The 18,476-nt window shown below is 64.6% G+C and carries 16 protein-coding genes; 7 read left to right on the forward strand and 9 right to left on the reverse strand.

Annotated elements, in window-relative coordinates; genetic code table 11:
* Positions 1-6 precede the first annotated feature (6 nt).
* Positions 7-801: a transporter substrate-binding domain-containing protein gene (locus RX330_RS30075; protein ID WP_317240894.1), complete on the reverse strand. Its 795-nt coding sequence runs from the start codon at positions 799-801 to the stop codon at positions 7-9.
* Between the two features lie 232 nt (positions 802-1,033).
* Here RX330_RS30075 and RX330_RS30080 point away from each other — a divergent pair, with 232 nt between their 5' ends.
* Together RX330_RS30080 and RX330_RS30085 are read left to right on the forward strand one after the other, a co-directional pair.
* The gene (locus RX330_RS30080; protein ID WP_317240895.1) at positions 1,034-2,227 is read left to right on the forward strand and encodes an efflux RND transporter periplasmic adaptor subunit; all 1,194 of its coding nucleotides are present in this window, start codon (positions 1,034-1,036) and stop codon (positions 2,225-2,227) included.
* Positions 2,228-2,239: 12 nt separating this feature from the next.
* On the forward strand, positions 2,240-5,389 hold the full coding sequence (locus RX330_RS30085) for an efflux RND transporter permease subunit (RefSeq protein WP_317240896.1): 3,150 nt from the start codon (positions 2,240-2,242) through the stop codon (positions 5,387-5,389).
* Here RX330_RS30085 and RX330_RS30090 read toward each other — a convergent pair.
* Both RX330_RS30090 and RX330_RS30095 read right to left on the reverse strand, forming a co-directional pair.
* Positions 5,386-7,653, reverse strand: a complete 2,268-nt coding sequence (locus RX330_RS30090; protein ID WP_317240897.1) for a cation:proton antiporter — start codon at positions 7,651-7,653, stop codon at positions 5,386-5,388. The genes RX330_RS30085 and RX330_RS30090 overlap by 4 nt on opposite strands.
* Positions 7,654-8,149: 496 nt before the next feature.
* On the reverse strand, positions 8,150-9,322 hold the full coding sequence (locus RX330_RS30095; protein WP_212088791.1) for an MFS transporter: 1,173 nt from the start codon (positions 9,320-9,322) through the stop codon (positions 8,150-8,152).
* A 53-nt stretch (positions 9,323-9,375) separates the two neighbouring features.
* Here RX330_RS30095 and RX330_RS30100 point away from each other — a divergent pair, with 53 nt between their 5' ends.
* Both RX330_RS30100 and RX330_RS30105 read left to right on the forward strand, forming a co-directional pair.
* Entirely contained in the window at positions 9,376-10,251 is an 876-nt protein-coding gene (locus RX330_RS30100) for an AraC family transcriptional regulator (RefSeq protein ID WP_375848470.1), read from the forward strand.
* Between the two features lie 194 nt (positions 10,252-10,445).
* Positions 10,446-11,798, forward strand: a complete 1,353-nt coding sequence (locus tag RX330_RS30105; protein ID WP_212088787.1) for a malonyl-CoA decarboxylase — start codon at positions 10,446-10,448, stop codon at positions 11,796-11,798.
* Positions 11,799-11,938: 140 nt separating this feature from the next.
* On the opposite strand, the gene RX330_RS30110 is transcribed toward RX330_RS30105, so the two are convergent.
* The 6 genes from RX330_RS30110 to RX330_RS30135 all read right to left on the reverse strand — a co-directional run bounded on the left by RX330_RS30110 (position 11,939) and on the right by RX330_RS30135 (position 16,300).
* Entirely contained in the window at positions 11,939-12,226 is a 288-nt protein-coding gene (locus RX330_RS30110; RefSeq protein ID WP_317240898.1) for a GIY-YIG nuclease family protein, read from the reverse strand.
* Between the two features lie 171 nt (positions 12,227-12,397).
* The gene (tarD, locus tag RX330_RS30115) at positions 12,398-13,567 is read right to left on the reverse strand and encodes a D(-)-tartrate dehydratase (protein WP_317240899.1); all 1,170 of its coding nucleotides are present in this window, start codon (positions 13,565-13,567) and stop codon (positions 12,398-12,400) included.
* Positions 13,568-13,699: 132 nt separating this feature from the next.
* Positions 13,700-13,942 carry a DUF3297 family protein gene (locus tag RX330_RS30120; protein WP_212088777.1) on the reverse strand — a complete coding sequence of 81 codons (243 nt, stop codon included), beginning with the start codon at positions 13,940-13,942 and terminating at the stop codon, positions 13,700-13,702.
* A gap of 11 nt (positions 13,943-13,953) precedes the next feature.
* Entirely contained in the window at positions 13,954-14,430 is a 477-nt protein-coding gene (locus tag RX330_RS30125; RefSeq protein WP_212088775.1) for a glutathione peroxidase, read from the reverse strand.
* 2 nt (positions 14,431-14,432) lie between these two features.
* Positions 14,433-15,833 carry an amidase family protein gene (locus RX330_RS30130; protein WP_317240900.1) on the reverse strand — a complete coding sequence of 467 codons (1,401 nt, stop codon included), beginning with the start codon at positions 15,831-15,833 and terminating at the stop codon, positions 14,433-14,435.
* Positions 15,834-16,042: 209 nt separating this feature from the next.
* On the reverse strand, positions 16,043-16,300 hold the full coding sequence (locus tag RX330_RS30135) for a DUF6894 family protein (RefSeq protein ID WP_212088771.1): 258 nt from the start codon (positions 16,298-16,300) through the stop codon (positions 16,043-16,045).
* 250 nt (positions 16,301-16,550) lie between these two features.
* Between RX330_RS30135 and pqqA the strand changes: the two genes are divergently transcribed.
* The 3 genes from pqqA (at position 16,551) to pqqC (ending at position 18,470) form a co-directional block, all read left to right on the forward strand.
* The gene (gene pqqA / locus RX330_RS30140; RefSeq protein WP_007595659.1) at positions 16,551-16,631 is read left to right on the forward strand and encodes a pyrroloquinoline quinone precursor peptide PqqA; all 81 of its coding nucleotides are present in this window, start codon (positions 16,551-16,553) and stop codon (positions 16,629-16,631) included.
* A 133-nt stretch (positions 16,632-16,764) separates the two neighbouring features.
* A complete protein-coding gene (gene pqqB / locus RX330_RS30145; RefSeq protein WP_212088769.1) occupies positions 16,765-17,694 on the forward strand; it encodes a pyrroloquinoline quinone biosynthesis protein PqqB in 930 nt (309 codons plus the stop codon).
* 20 nt (positions 17,695-17,714) lie between these two features.
* Positions 17,715-18,470, forward strand: coding sequence for a pyrroloquinoline-quinone synthase PqqC (gene pqqC / locus RX330_RS30150; RefSeq protein WP_375848513.1), 756 nt, complete (start codon positions 17,715-17,717; stop codon positions 18,468-18,470).
* Positions 18,471-18,476 lie beyond the last annotated feature (6 nt).

Consider the following 18,476-nt stretch of genomic DNA (forward strand, 5'->3'; position numbering starts at 1 on the left):
ACAGATCTATTCCGTCCGTATCGGCGAATCCTTCAGGCCGTTGTTGTCATAGGCCTTCCGCAACGTGCCGTTCGTTGTCGCATCCGTCAGGAATCTCGTGACGAACGCCAAGGCCTGGCTGTGGCCGAGCGGGACGGCGACGGCGGTCACCGTCTTCTTGAACGTCTCGTCCAGCACCTTCGTGCCCGGAATCTTCTGCGCCATCTTGTTGAGCTGGTCGCGCGACAGCGCGAAGGCATCGACCTCGCCGCTCTTCAACAGGCCGAAGATCTCGTCATAGGTCTGATAACCCGTGACCTTCGCATGCTTCAGATGTGCGATCGCGCCACGCATGGTCGTCGTGGCGTTGACGGCAGCAACCTTGATTCCGGGCTGGTCGAGCGTGGCGAAGTTGGTGACTGCCGAGCCCGGCTTGACGATGTAGGTGGCGTCCGCCACCTCGTAGATCGGGCCGAACAGCATCCTGGTCTCGCGCTCGGGATCTTTGGGCAACCAGGTGACGTCCCACGTCCCTTTTGACGCGGCGTCAGTGATCTGTCCGGAATTCTGGTGCACGACATAGTCGACGGGGACGCCAAGCTGTGCGGCCATCGCCTTGCCGAGATCGACGGGGACACCGGCATAGCCGGCTTCGGTCCTGGTCGACCAGAACGCGCCGCCTGCGGGGCTGATGGCGATCGCGACCCTCAGCTTGCCGGTCGGCGCAATCTCGTCTTTCAGGCCGTCTGCTAGCGCGGGCATGGCAACGATCGCTGCGAGAACGAGGAGGCCCGAGAGGGCCGACCGGAATGGCGTTGGCATGTCATGGTCTCCTCACCTTTTCTTCTTCCCGCCGCTCCGTCTGGCTCGCGGCCTTTGATACAATTCTGGTCGATCATGACCTCGGTGAAAAGCGGTTTGTCGTGATAAACTTGTCAAAGGCCATATCGCTCGTTGCGGTGCAAGGTCGGCGACTGCCATGGCTATGGTGTTTCACGGCCAGTCGTTTGTTGCTAGCCTGCCGCACCGACAGACCGCAATCGGGGGCTACCGAATGACCGCAGCGAATCCCGCCTTTCCCGCACGACGCAATGGAGCGTGGAGACATATCGTGCGGGGCCTTTCCGCTGCGGCGTCCGTGATCGCGCTCGCCGGATGCGAGGACAAGAACACGTTCGTGGCGCCGCCGCCGCCCAAGGTGGAGGTGGCAACGCCGGTGCATCGTCCGGTCACGCGCTACATCGAGGCGACCGGCAACACCGCGCCGATCAAGAGCGTCGATCTCGTGGCGCGGGTGCAAGGCTTTCTGCAATCGATCGACTATCAGGATGGCACCTTCGTCAAGCAGGGCACCCAGCTCTTCACGATCGAGCCGGAGACCTACAAGCTCAAGCTCGAGCAGGCGCAGGCGGCCGAGGCCGGCGCGCAGGCCTCGGTCAAGCAGTCGGAAGCCGATTACAAGCGGCAGGCCGAGCTGGTGCAGCGTCAGGCGGTCTCGCAGGCCACGCTCGATAATTCCACCTCGGCGCGGGACAACGCCCAGGCCAATCTGCAGCAGGCGCAGGCCAATACCAGGCTCGCCGAAGTGAACTACGGCTACACCAAGGTGATAGCGCCGTTCGACGGCATCGTCAGCGCCCACATGGTCTCGGTCGGCGAGCTCGTCGGCGTCTCCTCGCCGACCCAGCTCGCCTCCATCGTCGCGATGGACCCGATCTACGTGAACTTCACCGTCAACGAGCAGGACGTGCTGCGCATCCGCGCGGAAGCCACTCGCCGTGGACTGACGCCCGCCGACATGAAGCAAATCCCCATTCAGGTGGGGCTCCAGACCGAGACCGGCTATCCGCACGAGGGCAAGCTCGACTACGTCTCGCCGACCCTCAATCAATCGACGGGCACACTGGCCGTCCGCGGCCTCGTCCCCAACGACAAGCGGGTGCTGCTGCCCGGCTATTTCGTCCGGGTCCGCGTGCCCTTCGACCAGGAGAAGAGCGCCCTGCTCGTCCCCGACACGGCACTGGGCAGCGACCAGGGCGGCCGCTATTTGCTGGTGGTGAACGGCGACAACACCGTCGAGCAGCGCAAGGTGCAGATCGGCCCGGTCGACAACGGGCTGCGCGTGATCGAAAACGGCTTGAAGCCGGAGGACCGCGTCGTCATCGCGGGACTGCTGCGGGTGATCCCGGGCCAGAAGATCGATCCGCAAATGACCAAGATCGAGCAGCCGCAGGCGTCTGCCAAGTAAGGGGACGCAACCATGATCTCGAAATTCTTCATCGAGCGGCCGGTCCTCTCGAACGTCATCGCGCTCCTGATGATCCTGATCGGCGGCGTCGCGCTGTTCAATCTCGCCATCGCGCAATATCCGGACGTGGTACCGCCGACCGTGCAGGTCACCACGCGCTATCCCGGCGCCAGCGCCAAGACCGTGATCGACACCGTGGCACTGCCGATCGAGCAGCAGGTCAACGGCGTCGAGGACATGCTCTACATGCAGTCCTACAGCGGCTCGGACGGCACCTACACGCTGACCGTGACCTTCAAGATCGGCACCGACCTCAACTTCGCGCAGGTACTGGTGCAGAACCGCGTCTCCAGCGCGTTGTCGCAATTGCCGAGCGCCGTGCAGAACCAGGGCGTCACCGTGCAGAAGCGGTCGACCTCGATCCTGCTGTTCGTGACGCTGACCTCGCCGGATTCGAGATACGACAGCCTTTATCTGAGCAACTACGCCACCATCAACATCCGCGACGAGCTCTCCCGCCTGCCCGGCGTCGGCAACGTCACCGTCTTCGGCGCCGGCCAGTATTCGATGCGGGTCTGGCTCGATCCCAACAAGCTGCAGGTCCGGGGCCTGGTGCCGCAGGACATCATCCAGGCGATCCAGCAGCAGAGCCAGCAGGTCTCGGCCGGCCAGGTCGGCGCGCCGCCGACGCCGCCGGGACAGGCGTTCCAGTACACGCTCAACGTCAATGGGCGGCTCGACGACACCAGCCAGTTCGAGAACATCATCGTCAAGTCGGGCGCCAGCGGCGACGTCACGCGGGTGCGCGACGTCGGCTGGGTCGAGCTCGGGGCGCAGACGTACAGCCAGATCTTCTCGCTCAACAACCAGCCGGCCGTCGGCATCGGCGTGTTCCAGTCGCCCGGCGCGAACGCGCTCCAGGTCGAGCAGGCCGTCGAGAAGAAGATGGCGGAGCTCGCCAAGCGATTCCCGGAGGGCGTCAAATACGATACCCCGTTCGATACCACCAAGTTCGTGGAGGCCTCGGTGCACGAGGTCTACATGACGCTGATCGAGGCCGGCCTGCTGGTGCTGGTCGTGATCCTCGTCTTCCTGCAGGACTGGCGCGCGATGCTGGTGCCGGCAACGACGGTGCCGGTGACGATCATCGGTGCGTTTGCCGCGATGGCGGCGCTCGGCTTCACCATCAACATGTCGACCCTGTTCGCGATCGTGCTCGCGATCGGCATCGTGGTCGACGACGCCATCGTCGTGGTCGAAGGCGCCGCGCACAACATCGAGCAGGGCATGAATGGCCACGACGCCGCGATCAAGGCGATGGACCAGCTGTTCGCGCCGATCGTCGGCATCACGCTGGTGCTGATCTCGGTTTTCCTGCCGGCCTCGTTCCTCGCCGGCCTCACCGGGCGCATCTATTCGCAATTTGCACTGGTGATCGCGGCGACCGCGCTTCTCTCCGCCATCAACGCGGCGACGTTGAAGCCGACGCAATGCGCGCTCTGGCTGCGGCCGACGGTGCCGCCAGAGCAGCGCAATTTCTTCTATAGAGGCTTCAACGCCGTCTACAACCGCGTCGAGCGCGGCTACACGCGGCTGATCACCTTCCTGGTGAAACACGCCACGATCTCCGTCGCTTTCGCGCTGCTGGTCATCGCGGGCAGCGGCTATGGTCTGTCGCGGGTGCCGACCGGCTTCCTGCCGATCGAGGACCAGGGCTATCTGATCGCCGCCGTGCAACTGCCCGACGGCGCGGCGCTGGAGCGGACGCAAGCCGTGCTCGACAGAGCGAGCGGGATCATCAAGGACACGCCCGGCGTGTCGCAAGTCATCACCATCGCCGGCATCTCCGCGCTCGACAACAGCGCCAGCCTCGCCAATGCCGGCGTCGCCTACATCATCCTGAAGGACTGGGACGCACGCAAAGGACCCGGCGAGGATCTTCGCTCGCTGGTGTACGGGCTGAACGACAAGCTCGCGACCATCATGGAGGCACGCACGCTGGTGCTGCCGCCGCCGCCGATCCAGGGCATCGGCAACGCCGCCGGGTTCTCGATGCAGGTCGAGCTGCGCGACGGCAACAGCGATTTCGCCAAGCTGCAGGCGATCACCGGCGCGATGGTCAGCAACGCCCAGAGCCAGAGCGCGCTGCAGCGCGTGCAGTCCTCGTTCCGCTCGTCGGTGCCGCAATTCAATATCGAGATCGACCGCGTCAAGACCCAGACGCTGCACGTGACCACCGATCAGGTGTTCTCGGCGCTGTCGACCTATCTCGGCTCGTCCTATGTCAACCAGTTCAACAAGTTCGGCCGCGCATTCCAGGTCTACACCCAGGCCGATCCGGCCTTCCGCGTCACGGAGCGCGACATCGCCAACATGCAGGTGCGCAACTCGAACGGCGACATGATCCCGATCGGCACCATCGCCAAGATCACGCCGGCCACCGGCCCGTCGCTGATCAGCCTCTACAACCTCTATCCGTCCTCGACCGTCATCGGCCTGCCGGCGCAGGGCTACTCCTCCGGTCAGTCGCTGAAGCTGATGGAGGAGATCGCGGACAAGACGCTGCCGCCGGGCACCGGCTATGAATGGACCGCGATGTCGTACCAGGAGAAGGCGGTCAGCAACCAGATCTACTGGGTGTTCGGCCTTGCCATGCTGCTGGTCTATCTCGTGCTCGCCGGCCAGTACGAGAGCTGGTACGCGCCGATCTCGGTGATCCTCGCGGTGCCGCTGTCGCTGCTCGGGCCGATGCTGATCCTCAGCGCGCTCAAGATCGACAACAACCTCTATTGCCAGATCGGCCTGATTCTGCTGATCGCGCTGTCGGCCAAGAACGCGATCCTGATCGTCGAGGTCGGGCTCGAGCTCCACGGCCGCGACGGCAAGCCGGTGCTGGAGGCCGCAATCGAAGCTGCCCGCGCCCGCTTCCGCCCGATCCTGATGACCTCGTTCGCTTTCATCCTCGGTGTGGTGCCCCTGGTGCTCGCCACCGGCGCCGGCGCCAGCGCGCGCAAGTCGATCGGCATCACCGTGTTCTCGGGCATGCTGGCCTCAACCTGCCTCGCGGTGCTGTTCGTGCCGGCGTTTTTCGTAGTGGTGCAGAGGTTCGAGAACTGGCGGGCGAGCAAGAAGGCGGTCAAGGTGGCGGAGGTGAAGCCCTAAGCCTGCTCCCCCGCGACCTGACGCGCCTCGCCGCTCGACACCAGCAGCACCGACACCTTCGACTGCCACAGCACGGCGTCGGCGACGCCGCCGAAGGAGAGATGGTCGGCCTGGATGCGGTCGACGCCCATGACGATGAGGTCGACGTCGGTGGTTTCGATCTCACGCAGGATCGCGGCCTCCGGCGCACGGTTCACGCGCAGCGTCGTGGTGATGTCGACGTCGTAGCGGGCAGCGAGATCGCTGGTGTCCTTGAGGATGCCCGTCTCCTGGCTCAGTCTGCGCGAGGTGCCGCGCTGCGCGCCCTTGTCGCGCGTCGTCGCCACATAGATCACCCGGAGCGTGCCTGATCCGGCCTGCGCCAGCGCCACCGCGACCTCGGCGCCCCGCTTGGAGATGGCGCTGCCGGAGACCGGAACGAGGATGTTGAGTCCTTCGGGCATCGGCTGCTTCAGGTGCTTGCCCTTGGCCGCGACGATCGCGAGCGGTCCTTCGAACGTCGCTGCGATATCCTCGATCTTGCGGCTGAAGCGATCCTTGCTCGCAGCAACCTTGTCGACGCCGACGACGAGCAGGTCAAAACCCTTGCGTGCCTCCTCGGTGATCGTCTCGCCGAGCTCCGCGCGCCGTGCGCGGGTGATGACATCGACGCTGCCGGCGTCGCCCTCGCTGCTGGCGGACGCCGCCTCGGCCGCCTTCTTCACCACGGCTTCGTGGCTTTCTTCCCCGTCGCGGCCCTTCTCCTGCTCCTCAGGCCGCTTGCCGATGTGCAGCACGGTGATCGGCCGGCCGCGCATGCCTGCGATCAGACCGGCGATGTGGGCGGCAAAGGTGGCGTTGACGCTCTCGTCCACCGCCAGCAACGGACGCTCGAGATTGGCCAGGAAGCCGCGCTTCTCGAATTCCTCGCGCTCCAGGCGCTCCCTCTCCTCTTCGTTGATCGGCAGCCTTGCCAGCGCCGCGCGCAGCATCGGCGGCATCGCCATCGTGGTCACGATCGCCATCGTCACGATCATCGTGAACAGGTTCTGGCTGAGCACGCCGATGGAGAGGCCGATGGTCGCGATGATGACCTCGGTCGAGCCGCGGGCATTCATGCCGCTGGCGAGCGCCAGCGACTCCCGATTGTTCAGGCCACCCAATGCGCCCCCGACGAAGGCGCCTCCGAACTTCCCGACGCTGGCGATCACGACGAGGAGGCCGGTCAGCATCAGAAGATGCGGATCGCGCAGCACCGAAAGATCGGCGGCAAGGCCTGCAAGGCCGAAGAACACCGGCATGAAGAAGCTGGAGATCAACGCGCGCAGGCGCTCGTCGATCTGCCGCGTCAGGATCGGCGATTCGCCGACCAGGATGCCGGCGACAAAGGCACCGAGCACGGTGTGGACGCCGATCAGATGCGTGATCATCGCCATTACGCTCATCAACAGCAAAATCACCGTGATGACCGCTGCGGCGCTGCGGAGATTGTCGTTGGCCCAGCGGATCAGCTGGAACACCAGGCGGCGGCCGATCGTGAAACTCACGGCGAGGAAGACGAGCGTGCCCAGCACCGACTTCGCCACCGAGGCGATGTCCAGCGTTCCGTGCGAAGCCAGGCTGAAGATGACGGCGATGATGATCCAGCCGATGGTGTCGTCGATGACGGCGGTCGCGACGATGATCTGCCCGACATTGCGCCGCATGAAGTTCATCTCGCGCACCACTACCGCGACGATCTTCACCGAGGAGATCGACAGCGCCGTGCCCATGAACAGCGAAGCCACCAGGCGCTGTTGCGGATTGGGCAGCAACGCGTCGGGCAGGAACGCGCCGAGCGCGAAGCCGCAGGCAAAGGGCACGACGATGCCGGCGATCGAAATCGCAATCGCGGCCCTGCCGACCTTCCGGACCAGCTTGAGATCGGTCTCCATGCCGGTGAGCAGCAGCAGGAGCAGGATGCCCACTTGCGCGATGCCGTCGATCATCGCCTTCTGCTCGGGCGTCCTGGGGAAGATCGCGGCCTGCGCCTCCGGCCAGATCCAGCCGAACAATGACGGCCCCAGGATGATGCCGGCGAGCAATTCGCCGATGACCGAGGGCTGGCCGATCCGCATCATGATCTCGCCGAGGCCGCGGCCGACCGCGATCAGCAGCACGATCTGCGCCACCAGGAGGAATTCGGACGGGCCGGCGGTTTTACCCGCTTCAGCACTGACCGCAATGGTGGTGAGGACAAGCGCCCCGGGGACAAGGCCGACCGGTCGGAGCAGGCTCCATCGCATGCAGGTGTCTTTTCCCCTTCACCCCGGCGTCGGGGCCATGGAGATAGAACCCGCGGGAGGTGGAGCGGGTTCCAGACGTGTGAGATTGGCCGCGACGATAAAAGTGCGAAAACAACCCCATGCACAGTAGGGATGGAGTTGAAAAGGCTCAAGAAATTTCGGCGTTACCGAAGCGATTTGCTTTGTCGGGCAAAACAGGGGTAGAGCGGGATGATGGACGTACGTTGGGCGACCGCGGCCGCTGCTCCATCGACCGTCATTGCGAGCGCAGCGAAGCAATCCAAAGTCCCTCCGCAGAGGCAGCCTGGATTGCTTCGTCGCAAGGGCTCCTCGCAATGACGGGCGCCTGCGCCCTTTCCGTCATTCCGGGGCGGCGCGCGGCGACGAGGCCGGAATCCATTGATCCGCAAATTCTGCCGCCAGATGGATTCCGGGCTCGCGCTTTCGCGCGCCCCGGAATGACGATGTGGATGCGGTTGCCTGCCTCACGGCAATCCTACACCGCCTGCGGCGTCCTGATCTCGCGGGGCAGGATGATTGCGGCGGCGATCGCGAGCAGGCAGAGCGCGGCGAAGGCGTGCAGCATGGTGACGAAGCCGCCCTGCTCGTAGAGCCAGGCGACCAGGCCGACCGAGGCGCCGGCCGCGGTGAAGCCGATGAAATAGCGCACGGCATAGGCGCGCGAGCGCCATTCCTCGCTGGTGTATTTGCCGACCATGGCGTCGTTCACCGTGACCTGCCCGAACGCGCCCATGACGATGCCGATGGAGACCAGGATCAGCGGCAGATTGTTCAGGGTCGCGGCCAGATACAGGAACGGCGCCAGCATGAAGGACAGCGGCAGCGCCACCGCCTTCAGCGAGTAGCGGTCGAGCAGCCGGCCGATCGTGTACTGGGTCATGGCGCCGAACACGTAGACGCAGGCCGCGATGACGCCCAGCAGCGCCGGACTTTTGGTGAGATCGGCCAGCCGCTCCGCGAACAGCTTTGGCAGTGCCACCGTGACGGCATTGAACGTGGTCGAGATCGCGATCACCACGATCAGCAGCGACAGCACCACGCGCCACATGTCTTGTTTTGCCACGCGCGCCTGCGCCGCCGCCTGTTTCGAGCCTTTGCGGTCCTCGTGCACGACCATCAGCGCAAAGGCGATGCCGATCAGGATGGTGACCACGCCGGGAACGATGAAGGCAAACCGCCAGCCGAGATATTGGCCGATCACGCCGGTGACCAGCGCCGAGGAGGCAACCCCGAGATTGCCCCAGACGCCGTTGATCCCCATTTCGCGGCCGAGCCGGTCGGCATAGGACACGATCATCGCGGTGCCGACGGGGTGATAGATCGAAGCGAAGATGCCGATCGCCAGCAGCGCGGCACCGAGCTGCGCCGGGGTCTGCACGAAGCCGACCGAGACCATCGACAGACCGATGCCGACGAAGAAGATCAGCATCATGTGGCGGCGGCTCCAGCGGTCGCCCAGCCAGCCGGTGAGCAGCGAGCCCGCGCCGAAGGCAACGAAGCCCGGTGTCGCATAAGGCAGAAGTTCCGAATAGGCCATGCCGAGCGCCGGCCCCATGATGATGACGGCCGCGGCGAAGATCAGCATCGAATAATGGTCGATGAAATGGCCTGCGTTGACGAAACCGATCACCCGGCTGGGGCTGTTCATTTCCAGAATCCTCTCCTGCTTCGAAATGAGTTATATGTCCTCCCCATGACGGGATGCTGCCAATGACTGTCTTGGAAAGGCCAAACTTGGAAACGCCTCTCCTCCGGGAGGTCCGGAGCAACCACCGCTCGCCCGCCGGCGTGCACCTGGTCGCGCGCGATTATCCCAAGGGTTTGCGGATCGATCCGCATTTGCACCGTGAGGCGCAGCTGATCTACGCGGCCAAGGGCACGATGCAGGTGACGACGCCCGCGGGGCGCTGGCTGGTGCCGCCGGACCGGGCCGTGTGGGTCCCGGCCGGGCTCGAGCACGCCATCGACCTGCTCGCCGACATCGAGATGCGGACGCTGTATTTCGACCTGTCCTGGCTGAAACGCGAACAGCGCCATGAGGGACTGACCAGGGAATTCGTGGTGCGAGTTTCGCCGTTGCTCAACCAGGCGATCCTTGCGCTGTTCGACGCGCGCAACACGGAGGAGCGCACCGAGCTGCTGGTTCGCCTCGTGATGCTGGAACTGCACCAGGCCGAGGATTCCGCCACCTTCGTGCCGCTGCCGCGCGAGGTGCGCTGCCGCCGAGCCGCGATGATCGTGCTCGACGACCCCACCGGCCTGCACGACATCGACACGCTCGCGCGCGAGGTCGGAACCTCGGCGCGGACGCTGTCGCGGCTGTTCTCGACGGAGACGCAATTGAGCTTCAAGAGCTGGTGCCAGCGCGCGCGGATCGCAGCGGCGATCCAGCGGCTGTCGACGGATGCCAGCGTATCGGTCAAGCAGCTCGCGACATCGCTCGGCTATGCCAGCGTGCCCGCGTTCTCGGCAGCATTCCGCCAGGTGACGGGGCGGACGCCGACGGAGTTCGCAACACACACCGTGTCGTCGCCCGGCTTGACCGGGCGACCCAGTACGCCGAGGCGGCGCGGCTAGCAACGAGACGCCGCGGCGTACTGAATGCCTCAGTCAGGCCGGGGCATGACAGCGCGTTGTGTCCCCGGCAGACCTGCATTCTCCAAACGCACGGCCCGACTAAAGTTGCCGCATTCCTCCGCTTGATTGTGATCGGCTTCCACCCAAATCCCGTGTAAGCTCCCGCAACGCACAAACCTGATACGAAAGCCCAGATGGCCAACGCCTTCTTCTCCGACCTGCTCGCCACCATCTCCGAGCGCGGCCGCACGCTGCTTCGTCGTGGCGATTCCGCCGACACCAGACGGGATGCCGATGGGCTGATCGAACTGTGCGATGCACTGCTGTCGGGCCGCGGCGAAGCTTCCGGCACTGCGATGGCGCGTGAGGTACTCGACATTTACCGGGAGCTGGATGCTGCGGGGCGCCGGGCCTTCTTCGACGGACTGGTGCGCGATTTCGGTCCCAATCGGGAGCGGCTGTCCAAGGCGATCGAAAAATGGCGCGCCGCGCCGAGCGACGAGGACGCAAGCTCCCTGCATTTCGCCTCGGAGCCGCGGCGGCAGGAGCTGATCCGCCGGCTCAACCGCGCGCCGGGCGGCACCGGCGACCTCGTCAACATGCGCGCCGATCTGCTCGGCATGATGAACGGACACACCGATCTCGCCGCGCTCGATCGCGACGTCTCGCACCTTCTCTCTTCGTGGTTCAACAGGGGGTTTCTCGTGCTGCGCAGGATCGACTGGTCGACCCCGGCCAACATCCTCGAAAAGATCATTCGTTACGAGGCCGTGCACGAAATCAGCGATTGGGACGATCTGCGCCGCCGCATCGATCCGGTCGACCGCCGCTGCTACGCCTTCTTCCATCCCGCGATGGTCGACGAGCCCCTGATCTTCGTCGAGGTGGCGCTGACCGAGACCATCCCCGGCGCGATCGCGCCGCTGCTCGCGGTCGACCGCCAGCACCTGCCGATCGAGCGCGCGCGCACCGCCGTGTTCTATTCGATCTCCAACACCCAGCGCGGCCTTGGCGGCATCTCCTTCGGCAGCTTCCTGATCAAGCAAGTGGTCGAGGAGCTGCGCCGCGAGACGCCCAAGCTCGACACCTTCGTGACGCTGTCGCCGGTGCCGGGCTTCATGGCCTGGGTGAAGCAGGACAAGGATTTGCCGCTGTCGGACGAGGACCGCGAGACGCTGAAGCGCCTCGACGATCCCAAATGGTTCGAGAGCCCCGAGACGACGGCACAGCTCCGCGCCGTGATCGAGCCGCTCGCGGCACACTACTTCCTGAAGGCGCGCACGCCCAAGGGCAAGCTGATCGATTCCGTCGCCCGCTTCCATCTCGGCAACGGCGCGCGGCTGGAGCGCATCAACTGGCTCGGGGACCTCTCGCCGAAGGGATTGCGGGAATCCGCAGGCGTCATGGTCAACTACCTCTACCGCCTCGACGACATCGAGAAGAACCACGAGGCGTATGCGAATGACGGCGAGGTCGTGGCGTCCAGCGCGGTGAAGAAGCTGCTGAAGGGCGAAGGGCGGCGGCTGCTGGATATGCGGTTGTCGTAGGGGGCCGGTCGGCTCGCACCACATTCGTCATTGCGAGGAGCGTAGCGACGAAGCAATCCAGACTGCTTCCGCGGAACGATTCTGGATTGCTTCGCTGCGCTCGCAATGACGGAGTGTGTGGCGGAAGGCCGGGGTCAGAATCAGATCAGAGTCTCGTACAGATCCGTCCAGGCCGGATTCAGACTCTCGATCAACGCGATCTTCTTGGCACGGCTGCCTGCCTTGATCTGCTTCTCGCGCGTGATCGCGTCGGTCATGGACGGATGCAGTTCGTACCAGACAAGAAGCTTGCAGCCGTATTTTGAAGAGAAGCCCTTCACCAGGCCCTCGCGATGCTCGAACGCGCGGCGTGGCGGATTTGAAGTAACGCCGGTATAGATCGTCCCGTTGCGACGATTGGCGAACATGTAGACGCACGGCTGCTTCATGATCGCGCTCGGCTGAGGAGAGCCTCTACAATACAACAACAAGCGAATGATTGCGAGCACTCTACGCTGACATTGCGAGGAGCGTAGCGGCGAAGCAATCCAGGCTGCCGCCGCGGAAAGATTCTGGATTGCTTCGCTGCGCTCGCAATGACGGATGTGGCGACAGCCGGGCTACTCCGCCAGCGCCTTCATTTCCTTGTAGAGATCGGACTTGCCTTCGAAGCCGATGCCCGGCAGATCCGGCATGGTGATGTGGCCGTTCTCGACGCGCACACCATCCGGGAAGCCGCCATAGGGCTGGAACAGGTCGGGATAGCTTTCGTTGCCGCCGAGTCCCAGGCCCGCCGCGATGTTGAGCGACATCTGGTGGCCGCCATGGGGGATGCAGCGGCTGGGGGACCAGCCGTGGGTCTTCAGCACCTCCAGCGTGCGCTGGTATTCGCACAGGCCATAGGACAGCGCGCAGTCGAATTGCAGCCAGTCGCGATCTGGGCGCATGCCGCCGTAGCGGATCAGATTGCGGGCATCCTGGTGGCTGAATAGGTTTTCACCTGTTGCCATCGGGCCGGGATAGAATTCGGCGAGCGCGGCCTGCAGCGCGTAGTCGAGGGGATCGCCGACTTCCTCGTACCAGAACAAGGGATAGTCGCGCAGCATCTTGGCGTAGGCGATGCCGGTCTCGAGATTGAAGCGGCCGTTGGCGTCGACCGCGAGCTGTGCGTCCTTGCCGATCTCCTTCAGCACCGCCTCGATGCGGGTGCGGTCCTCCTCGATATCAGCGCCGCCGATCTTCATCTTCACGACGTTGTAGCCGCGGTCGAGATAGCCGCGCATCTCGCCGCGCAGCATCGAGAGATCCTTGCCGGGATAATAATAGCCGCCGGCGGCGTAGACGAAGACGCGCGGATTGGCGGTGACGCCGTGACGCGCGGCGAGCAGACGAAACAGCGGCTTGCCCGCGATCTTTGCGACAGCATCCCACACCGCCATGTCGATGGTGCCGACCGCGACCGAGCGCTCGCCGTGGCCGCCCGGCTTCTCGTTGGTCATCATCGCGGCCCAGACCTTATCGGGGTCGAGATTGTCGCCGGCGGCATTGAGCAGCGACTTCGGATCGGCTTCCGTGATGCGCGAGGCGAAGCGTTCGCGGATCAGACCGCCCTGCCCGTAGCGGCCGTTGGAATTGAAGCCGTAGCCGACCACGCGCCTGCCGTCGCGCACGACGTCGGTGACGACGGCAACGAGGCTCGTCGTCATCTTCGTGAAGTCGATATAGGCGTTGCGGATCGGCGATGAGATCGGCTTGGTGATCTCGCGGACGTCGACGATGCGGACGGACATGGGATGGCCTTTCACTTTCGTCATTGCGAGGAGCGAAGCGACGAAGCAATCCAGACTGCCTCAACCGTGAGATTCTGGATTGCTTCGCTACGCTCGCAATGACATGGAGAGAGCGCGGCGCGGGCTCAGAAACTATTTCTTATCCCTGAAATACGGCTCGACCGGGCCGTGCACCTTGATGGTCAGCGGGTTGCCGCGGCGGTCTTTGGCGTTGCCGGCGGTAACGCGGACCCAGCCTTCGCTGATGCAGTATTCCTCGACATTGGTTTTCTCGACGCCCTTGAAGCGGATGCCGACGTCGCGCGACAGGATGTCCGCGTTGTAATACGGGCTGTTCGGATCGACCGACAGGCGGTCCGGAAATTCGTCGCTCATGATTGTCTCGCTTACAACAGTGTTTCGATTTGATTGCGCAATCCCTCGGGCCGGGCGGTCGGTGCGTAGCGCGCGATCACCTTGCCGGCACGGTCCACCAGGAATTTGGTGAAATTCCATTTGATGGAGGCGCCGAGCAGGCCCGATTGCTGGTGTTTCAGGTACTCGTACAGAGGATGCGCATTGGCGCCGTTGACATCGATCTTCTCGAACAGGGGAAAGGTGACGTCGTAATGGGTCGAGCAGAATTCCTGGATCTCGTCCGCCTGCCCCGGCTCCTGCGCGCCGAACTGGTTGCAGGGAAAGCCGAGCACGGAGAAGCCGCGCGGCGACAGATTGCGATGCAGATCCTCCAGCCCGCGATATTGCGGCGTGAAGCCGCATTTGCTCGCGGTGTTGACGATCAGCAGCACCTGGCCTTCGAAACGGCGCATGGCGACCTCCTCGCCGGCAAGCGAGTTGGCCTTGAAGTCGTAGATCACCGACATCACTAGCCCACGGGATCGATCGGCGACGGCGGCACGCCGCCCGCCTCGATCGCCTCGCCCGCGAGCAGGCACAGATCCTCGCGATAGCGGCCGGAGACGATATGCACGCCAACGGGCGCCTTGCCGACGAGACCGGTGGACACCACGAGGCCGGGCAATCCCATGAAGGGAATTGCGATCTGCGGCAGCTGCGCTTCCCAGACCCGCTTGAACGACTCGTCGTCCTTCCGGTCGAGATGATCCGGGAACGGCAGCTCGCCGGAGACCGGCGTCAGCAGCACCGCATATCGTTCGAAGAACAGCATCCACTCGCGCGTCAGCGTGGCGCGCCGGGTCAACGCCTTCGCGTAGTTCGCCTGGTCCATCGGCGTAACCCTGCCGCGGTTGCCGCGCAGGCACGCGAGCGCGCCGGGATCGCCCTCGCGCTCGGCCATCTCGAGCTGCGCCTCATAGCCGTCGCCGAGCCAGAGCTTGGTCTGCCACTCCACCGCTTCGCGCATCGGCGGCGTGTCCTCGATGACATCGACGGTCCAGCCGGCACGCTCCAGCCGCTTGCCGGCATCACTCACCGCCGCCTTTACCTCCGGCGTGGTGGCAAGCCCGCCCGGATTGAGGCAGAGCGCGGCGCGCTTGTCCCGTGCGGGGCCTTGCAGCGGCACCGGCACGAACCAGGGGTCGCGGATGTCGCGGGCCGACATGGCTTCGAGCGAAATCCTGATGTCGTTGACCGTGCGCGCCAGCGGCCCCGAGACCGCCATGATCTGCGGCCCGATCGGGCGCTCCGGCAGCGCCGGATTGAAGGCCGGGATGCGGCCGAGAGTCGGGCGCAGGCCGTGCACGCCGCAGGCATAGGCGGGATAGCGGATCGAGCCGGCGATGTCGGTGCCGTGGGCGATGTGGCCGATGCCGGCCGCGACCGCTGAGCCCGCGCCGCCGGAGGAACCGCCCGGCGTCAGCGAAGCGTCGCGCGGGTTCTTGGTGTCGCCATGGACCAGATTGGTGGTGAACCAGCGATAGGAGAAGGCCGGGCAATTGGTGCGGCCGAGCAGGATGGCCCCGGCTTTGCGGAAGTTGGCGACCACCGGGTTGTCTTCGCGCGCGATCAGGTCGCGCTGGAGCTTCAGGCCGTTGGTGGTGGCAAAGCCCTCCTGGTCGACATTGGCCTTGATGGTGACGGGCACGCCGGCGAGCACGCCGGGGTCCTCACCCCTGGCGATGGCGGCATCGACGGCGTCGGCCTGCTTGAGCACGTCGTCCGGGCGGTGGTCGATCACCGCATTGAGCTGAGGATTGACGGCGTCCAGGCGGGCGAGACCGGCTTGGGCGGCCTCCCTGGCGGAGACCTTTCTGGACTTGACGAGGGTGGCGAGGTCGGCGGCCGACAGGCGCCAGAGATCTTGCATGGCTTGCTCCGTATGACCCGCGTCTTTTAGCGCCGGGAACGCGGCAAAGCCATGCGGATTTCGCAGGGGCGAATGTAGAGGTTGACGCCAGGTGAGGCCACATTCTCCGTCATTGCGAGCGAAACGAAGCAATCCAGACTGCTGCCGCGGAAACAGTCTGGATTGCTTCGTCGCAAGGGCTCCTCGCAATGACGAGGGAGAGAGCGGGGCTAGTGCCGCGTTGCGGACGGGTCGGGGATGTCCAACAGGGCCTCGGTGAAGGGGAACTCCAGCACGATCTCGCCTTCGACGTCGGTGACCTCGATCACGGCGTCCAGCAAGGCCCGCTGGGCGCCCTCGGACTTCACCACCTCCAGGATCATCTGGCGGGCAACCTCCCAGGCGCGATCCGGGTTGCGCAGGTCCTCCCCTTCGGGATCCACGATCAGTTCGTCGCCGATGCGGGTGTTGAAGAAATATTTGGGCATCACGAGGATCCAGTTTGGGGCGCCTGTACCGGATTGAAAGCTGCACTGCACTCACAACTGCTTTATCAGGACAGGGTTCGCGACCGAATGCGCCGGACGCAAGGCAGCGCACCAGAAGTGACGTTCCAAGGGATGTTTTTCGCGGCGCAACATGGCCGTTCTCGGGAAAATTTCACTGGCGAAGTTCTCCGCGCGCACTAACTTAACGGCTGGGCGGATACGTCCGAATTTGCGAAAATGGAGTGCCAAAATGGCCTGGAAAGCCCCGAAGATCGTCGAAGTGCCCTGCGGCATGGAGATCAACATGTATGTGAGCGCCACCCGCAAGTAAGCGGCTGGTGAGTTTGCGTTCTGCGCAGGTGGATCTTTCGGCCCACGTACTTTCGGTCACGATCAGTTTCCGGAAGACAAGAATCGTGTCGTCCTGAGATCCACCTGGCGACGTTGCCTCCAGGAGACGGATCATGCTTCGCGTCGTCGTCCTGGGCGCCGCAGCCGGCGGCGGAGTGCCGCAATGGAATTGCGGCTGCGAGGGCTGCCGGGCGGCCCGTGAAAACGGCCCAGAGCTTCAGAGAACCCAGGCCTCGGTCGCCTTCAGCGGCGACGGCGAGCATTGGTTCCTGATCAACGCGTCCCCCGATCTGCGCCAGCAACTGAATGCCACGCCGCAACTGCACCCCAAGGCCGGGGCGCTACGCCATACGCCGATTGCGGGCGTGATCCTGACCAACAGCGAAGTGGATGCGGTGGCAGGCCTGCTGTCGATGCGCGAGAGCTCGCCATTCACGATCTATGCGCATGAGAAGGTGCTGGCGATCCTTGCCAGCAACAGCATCTTCAACGTGCTGAACGAGAAGCACGTGCGGCGTGAGCCGATGGCTATCGGCGAGCCGTTCGAGCCGCGCCTGCCCGATGGTGCGCGCTCCGGGCTGGAAGTGCTGCCCTTCGCCGTCTCAGGCAAGTCGGCCTGGTATCTGGAAGGCAAGACGCATCCCGGCGGCGAGAGCGGCGACGGCGATACGCTGGGGCTGAAGATCACCGACAAGGCGACCGGCAAGTGCTTCTACTTCATCGCGGCCTGCGCCGAGGTGACCGACGCGCTCAAGGCCGAGATCGACGGCGCTTCCCTGGTCTTCTTCGACGGCACGGTGTGGCAGGACGACGAGATGATCAGGGCCGGGCTCGGCCACAAGACCGGCAAGAGCATGGGCCATGTCGCCATGTCCGGTGAGGACGGCGCCATCGCCCGGCTGGCCGACCTCACACTCGACAGGAAGATCTTTCTGCATATCAATAACTCGAACCCGGCGCTGCTGCCCGGCTCAAGCGAGCGGAAAGCCGCTGAACAGGCAGGTTGGCAGATACCGGCGGACGGAACGGAGATCGTGCTGTGAATGCGGCTTCAATGACGGGAATGACTGCGCTCTCGATCGGCAAGGACATCCGGCTCACCAGCGCCGAGGAGCTCGAGGCGACGCTACGCCATATCGGGGCGACGCGGTATCACAGCCTGCATCCGTTCCATAAGCTCCTGCACGGCGGCAAGCTCAACAAGGGCCAGGTGCAGGCCTGGGCGCTCAACCGCTATTATTACCAGAGCACGATTCCGATCAAGGACGCGGTGGTGATCTCGCGCTTCCGCGACCGCGCCACGCGCGTGGAATGGCGCCATCGCATCGAGGACCACGACGGCGATGTCGGAAGCGAGGGCGGGATCGAGCGCTGGCTGAAACTGACCGAGGGCCTCGGCCTCGACACGGCCTATGTGGAATCGACGGAAGGCATCTTGCCGGCAACGCGCTTCGCGGTGGAAGCGTACGTGCACTACTGCCGCGAGAAGAGTCCGCTGGAGGCGATCGCCTCCTCGCTCACCGAATTGTTCGCGCCGAATTTGCATGAAGAGCGCATCGCCGGCATGCTGGAGCACTACGATTTCGTCAACCCCGACATCATGAGCTATTTCAAGCGCCGCCTGACCCAGGCGCCGCGCGACGCCAATTTCGCGCTCGATTATGTCAAGGCGCATGCCACGACGCCGGAGCAGCGCGCGCAGGTCTGCAACGCGCTGATCTTCAAGACCAACGTCTTGTGGGTGCAGCTCGACGCGCTCCAGCACGCCTATGTCGAGGGCCACATTCCGCCGGGCGCGTTCGTGCCCAAAGCGGGTTGAGGGAAC

The organism is Bradyrhizobium sp. NDS-1, from assembly GCF_032918005.1.
GTDB lineage: Bacteria > Pseudomonadota > Alphaproteobacteria > Rhizobiales > Xanthobacteraceae > Bradyrhizobium > Bradyrhizobium tunisiense.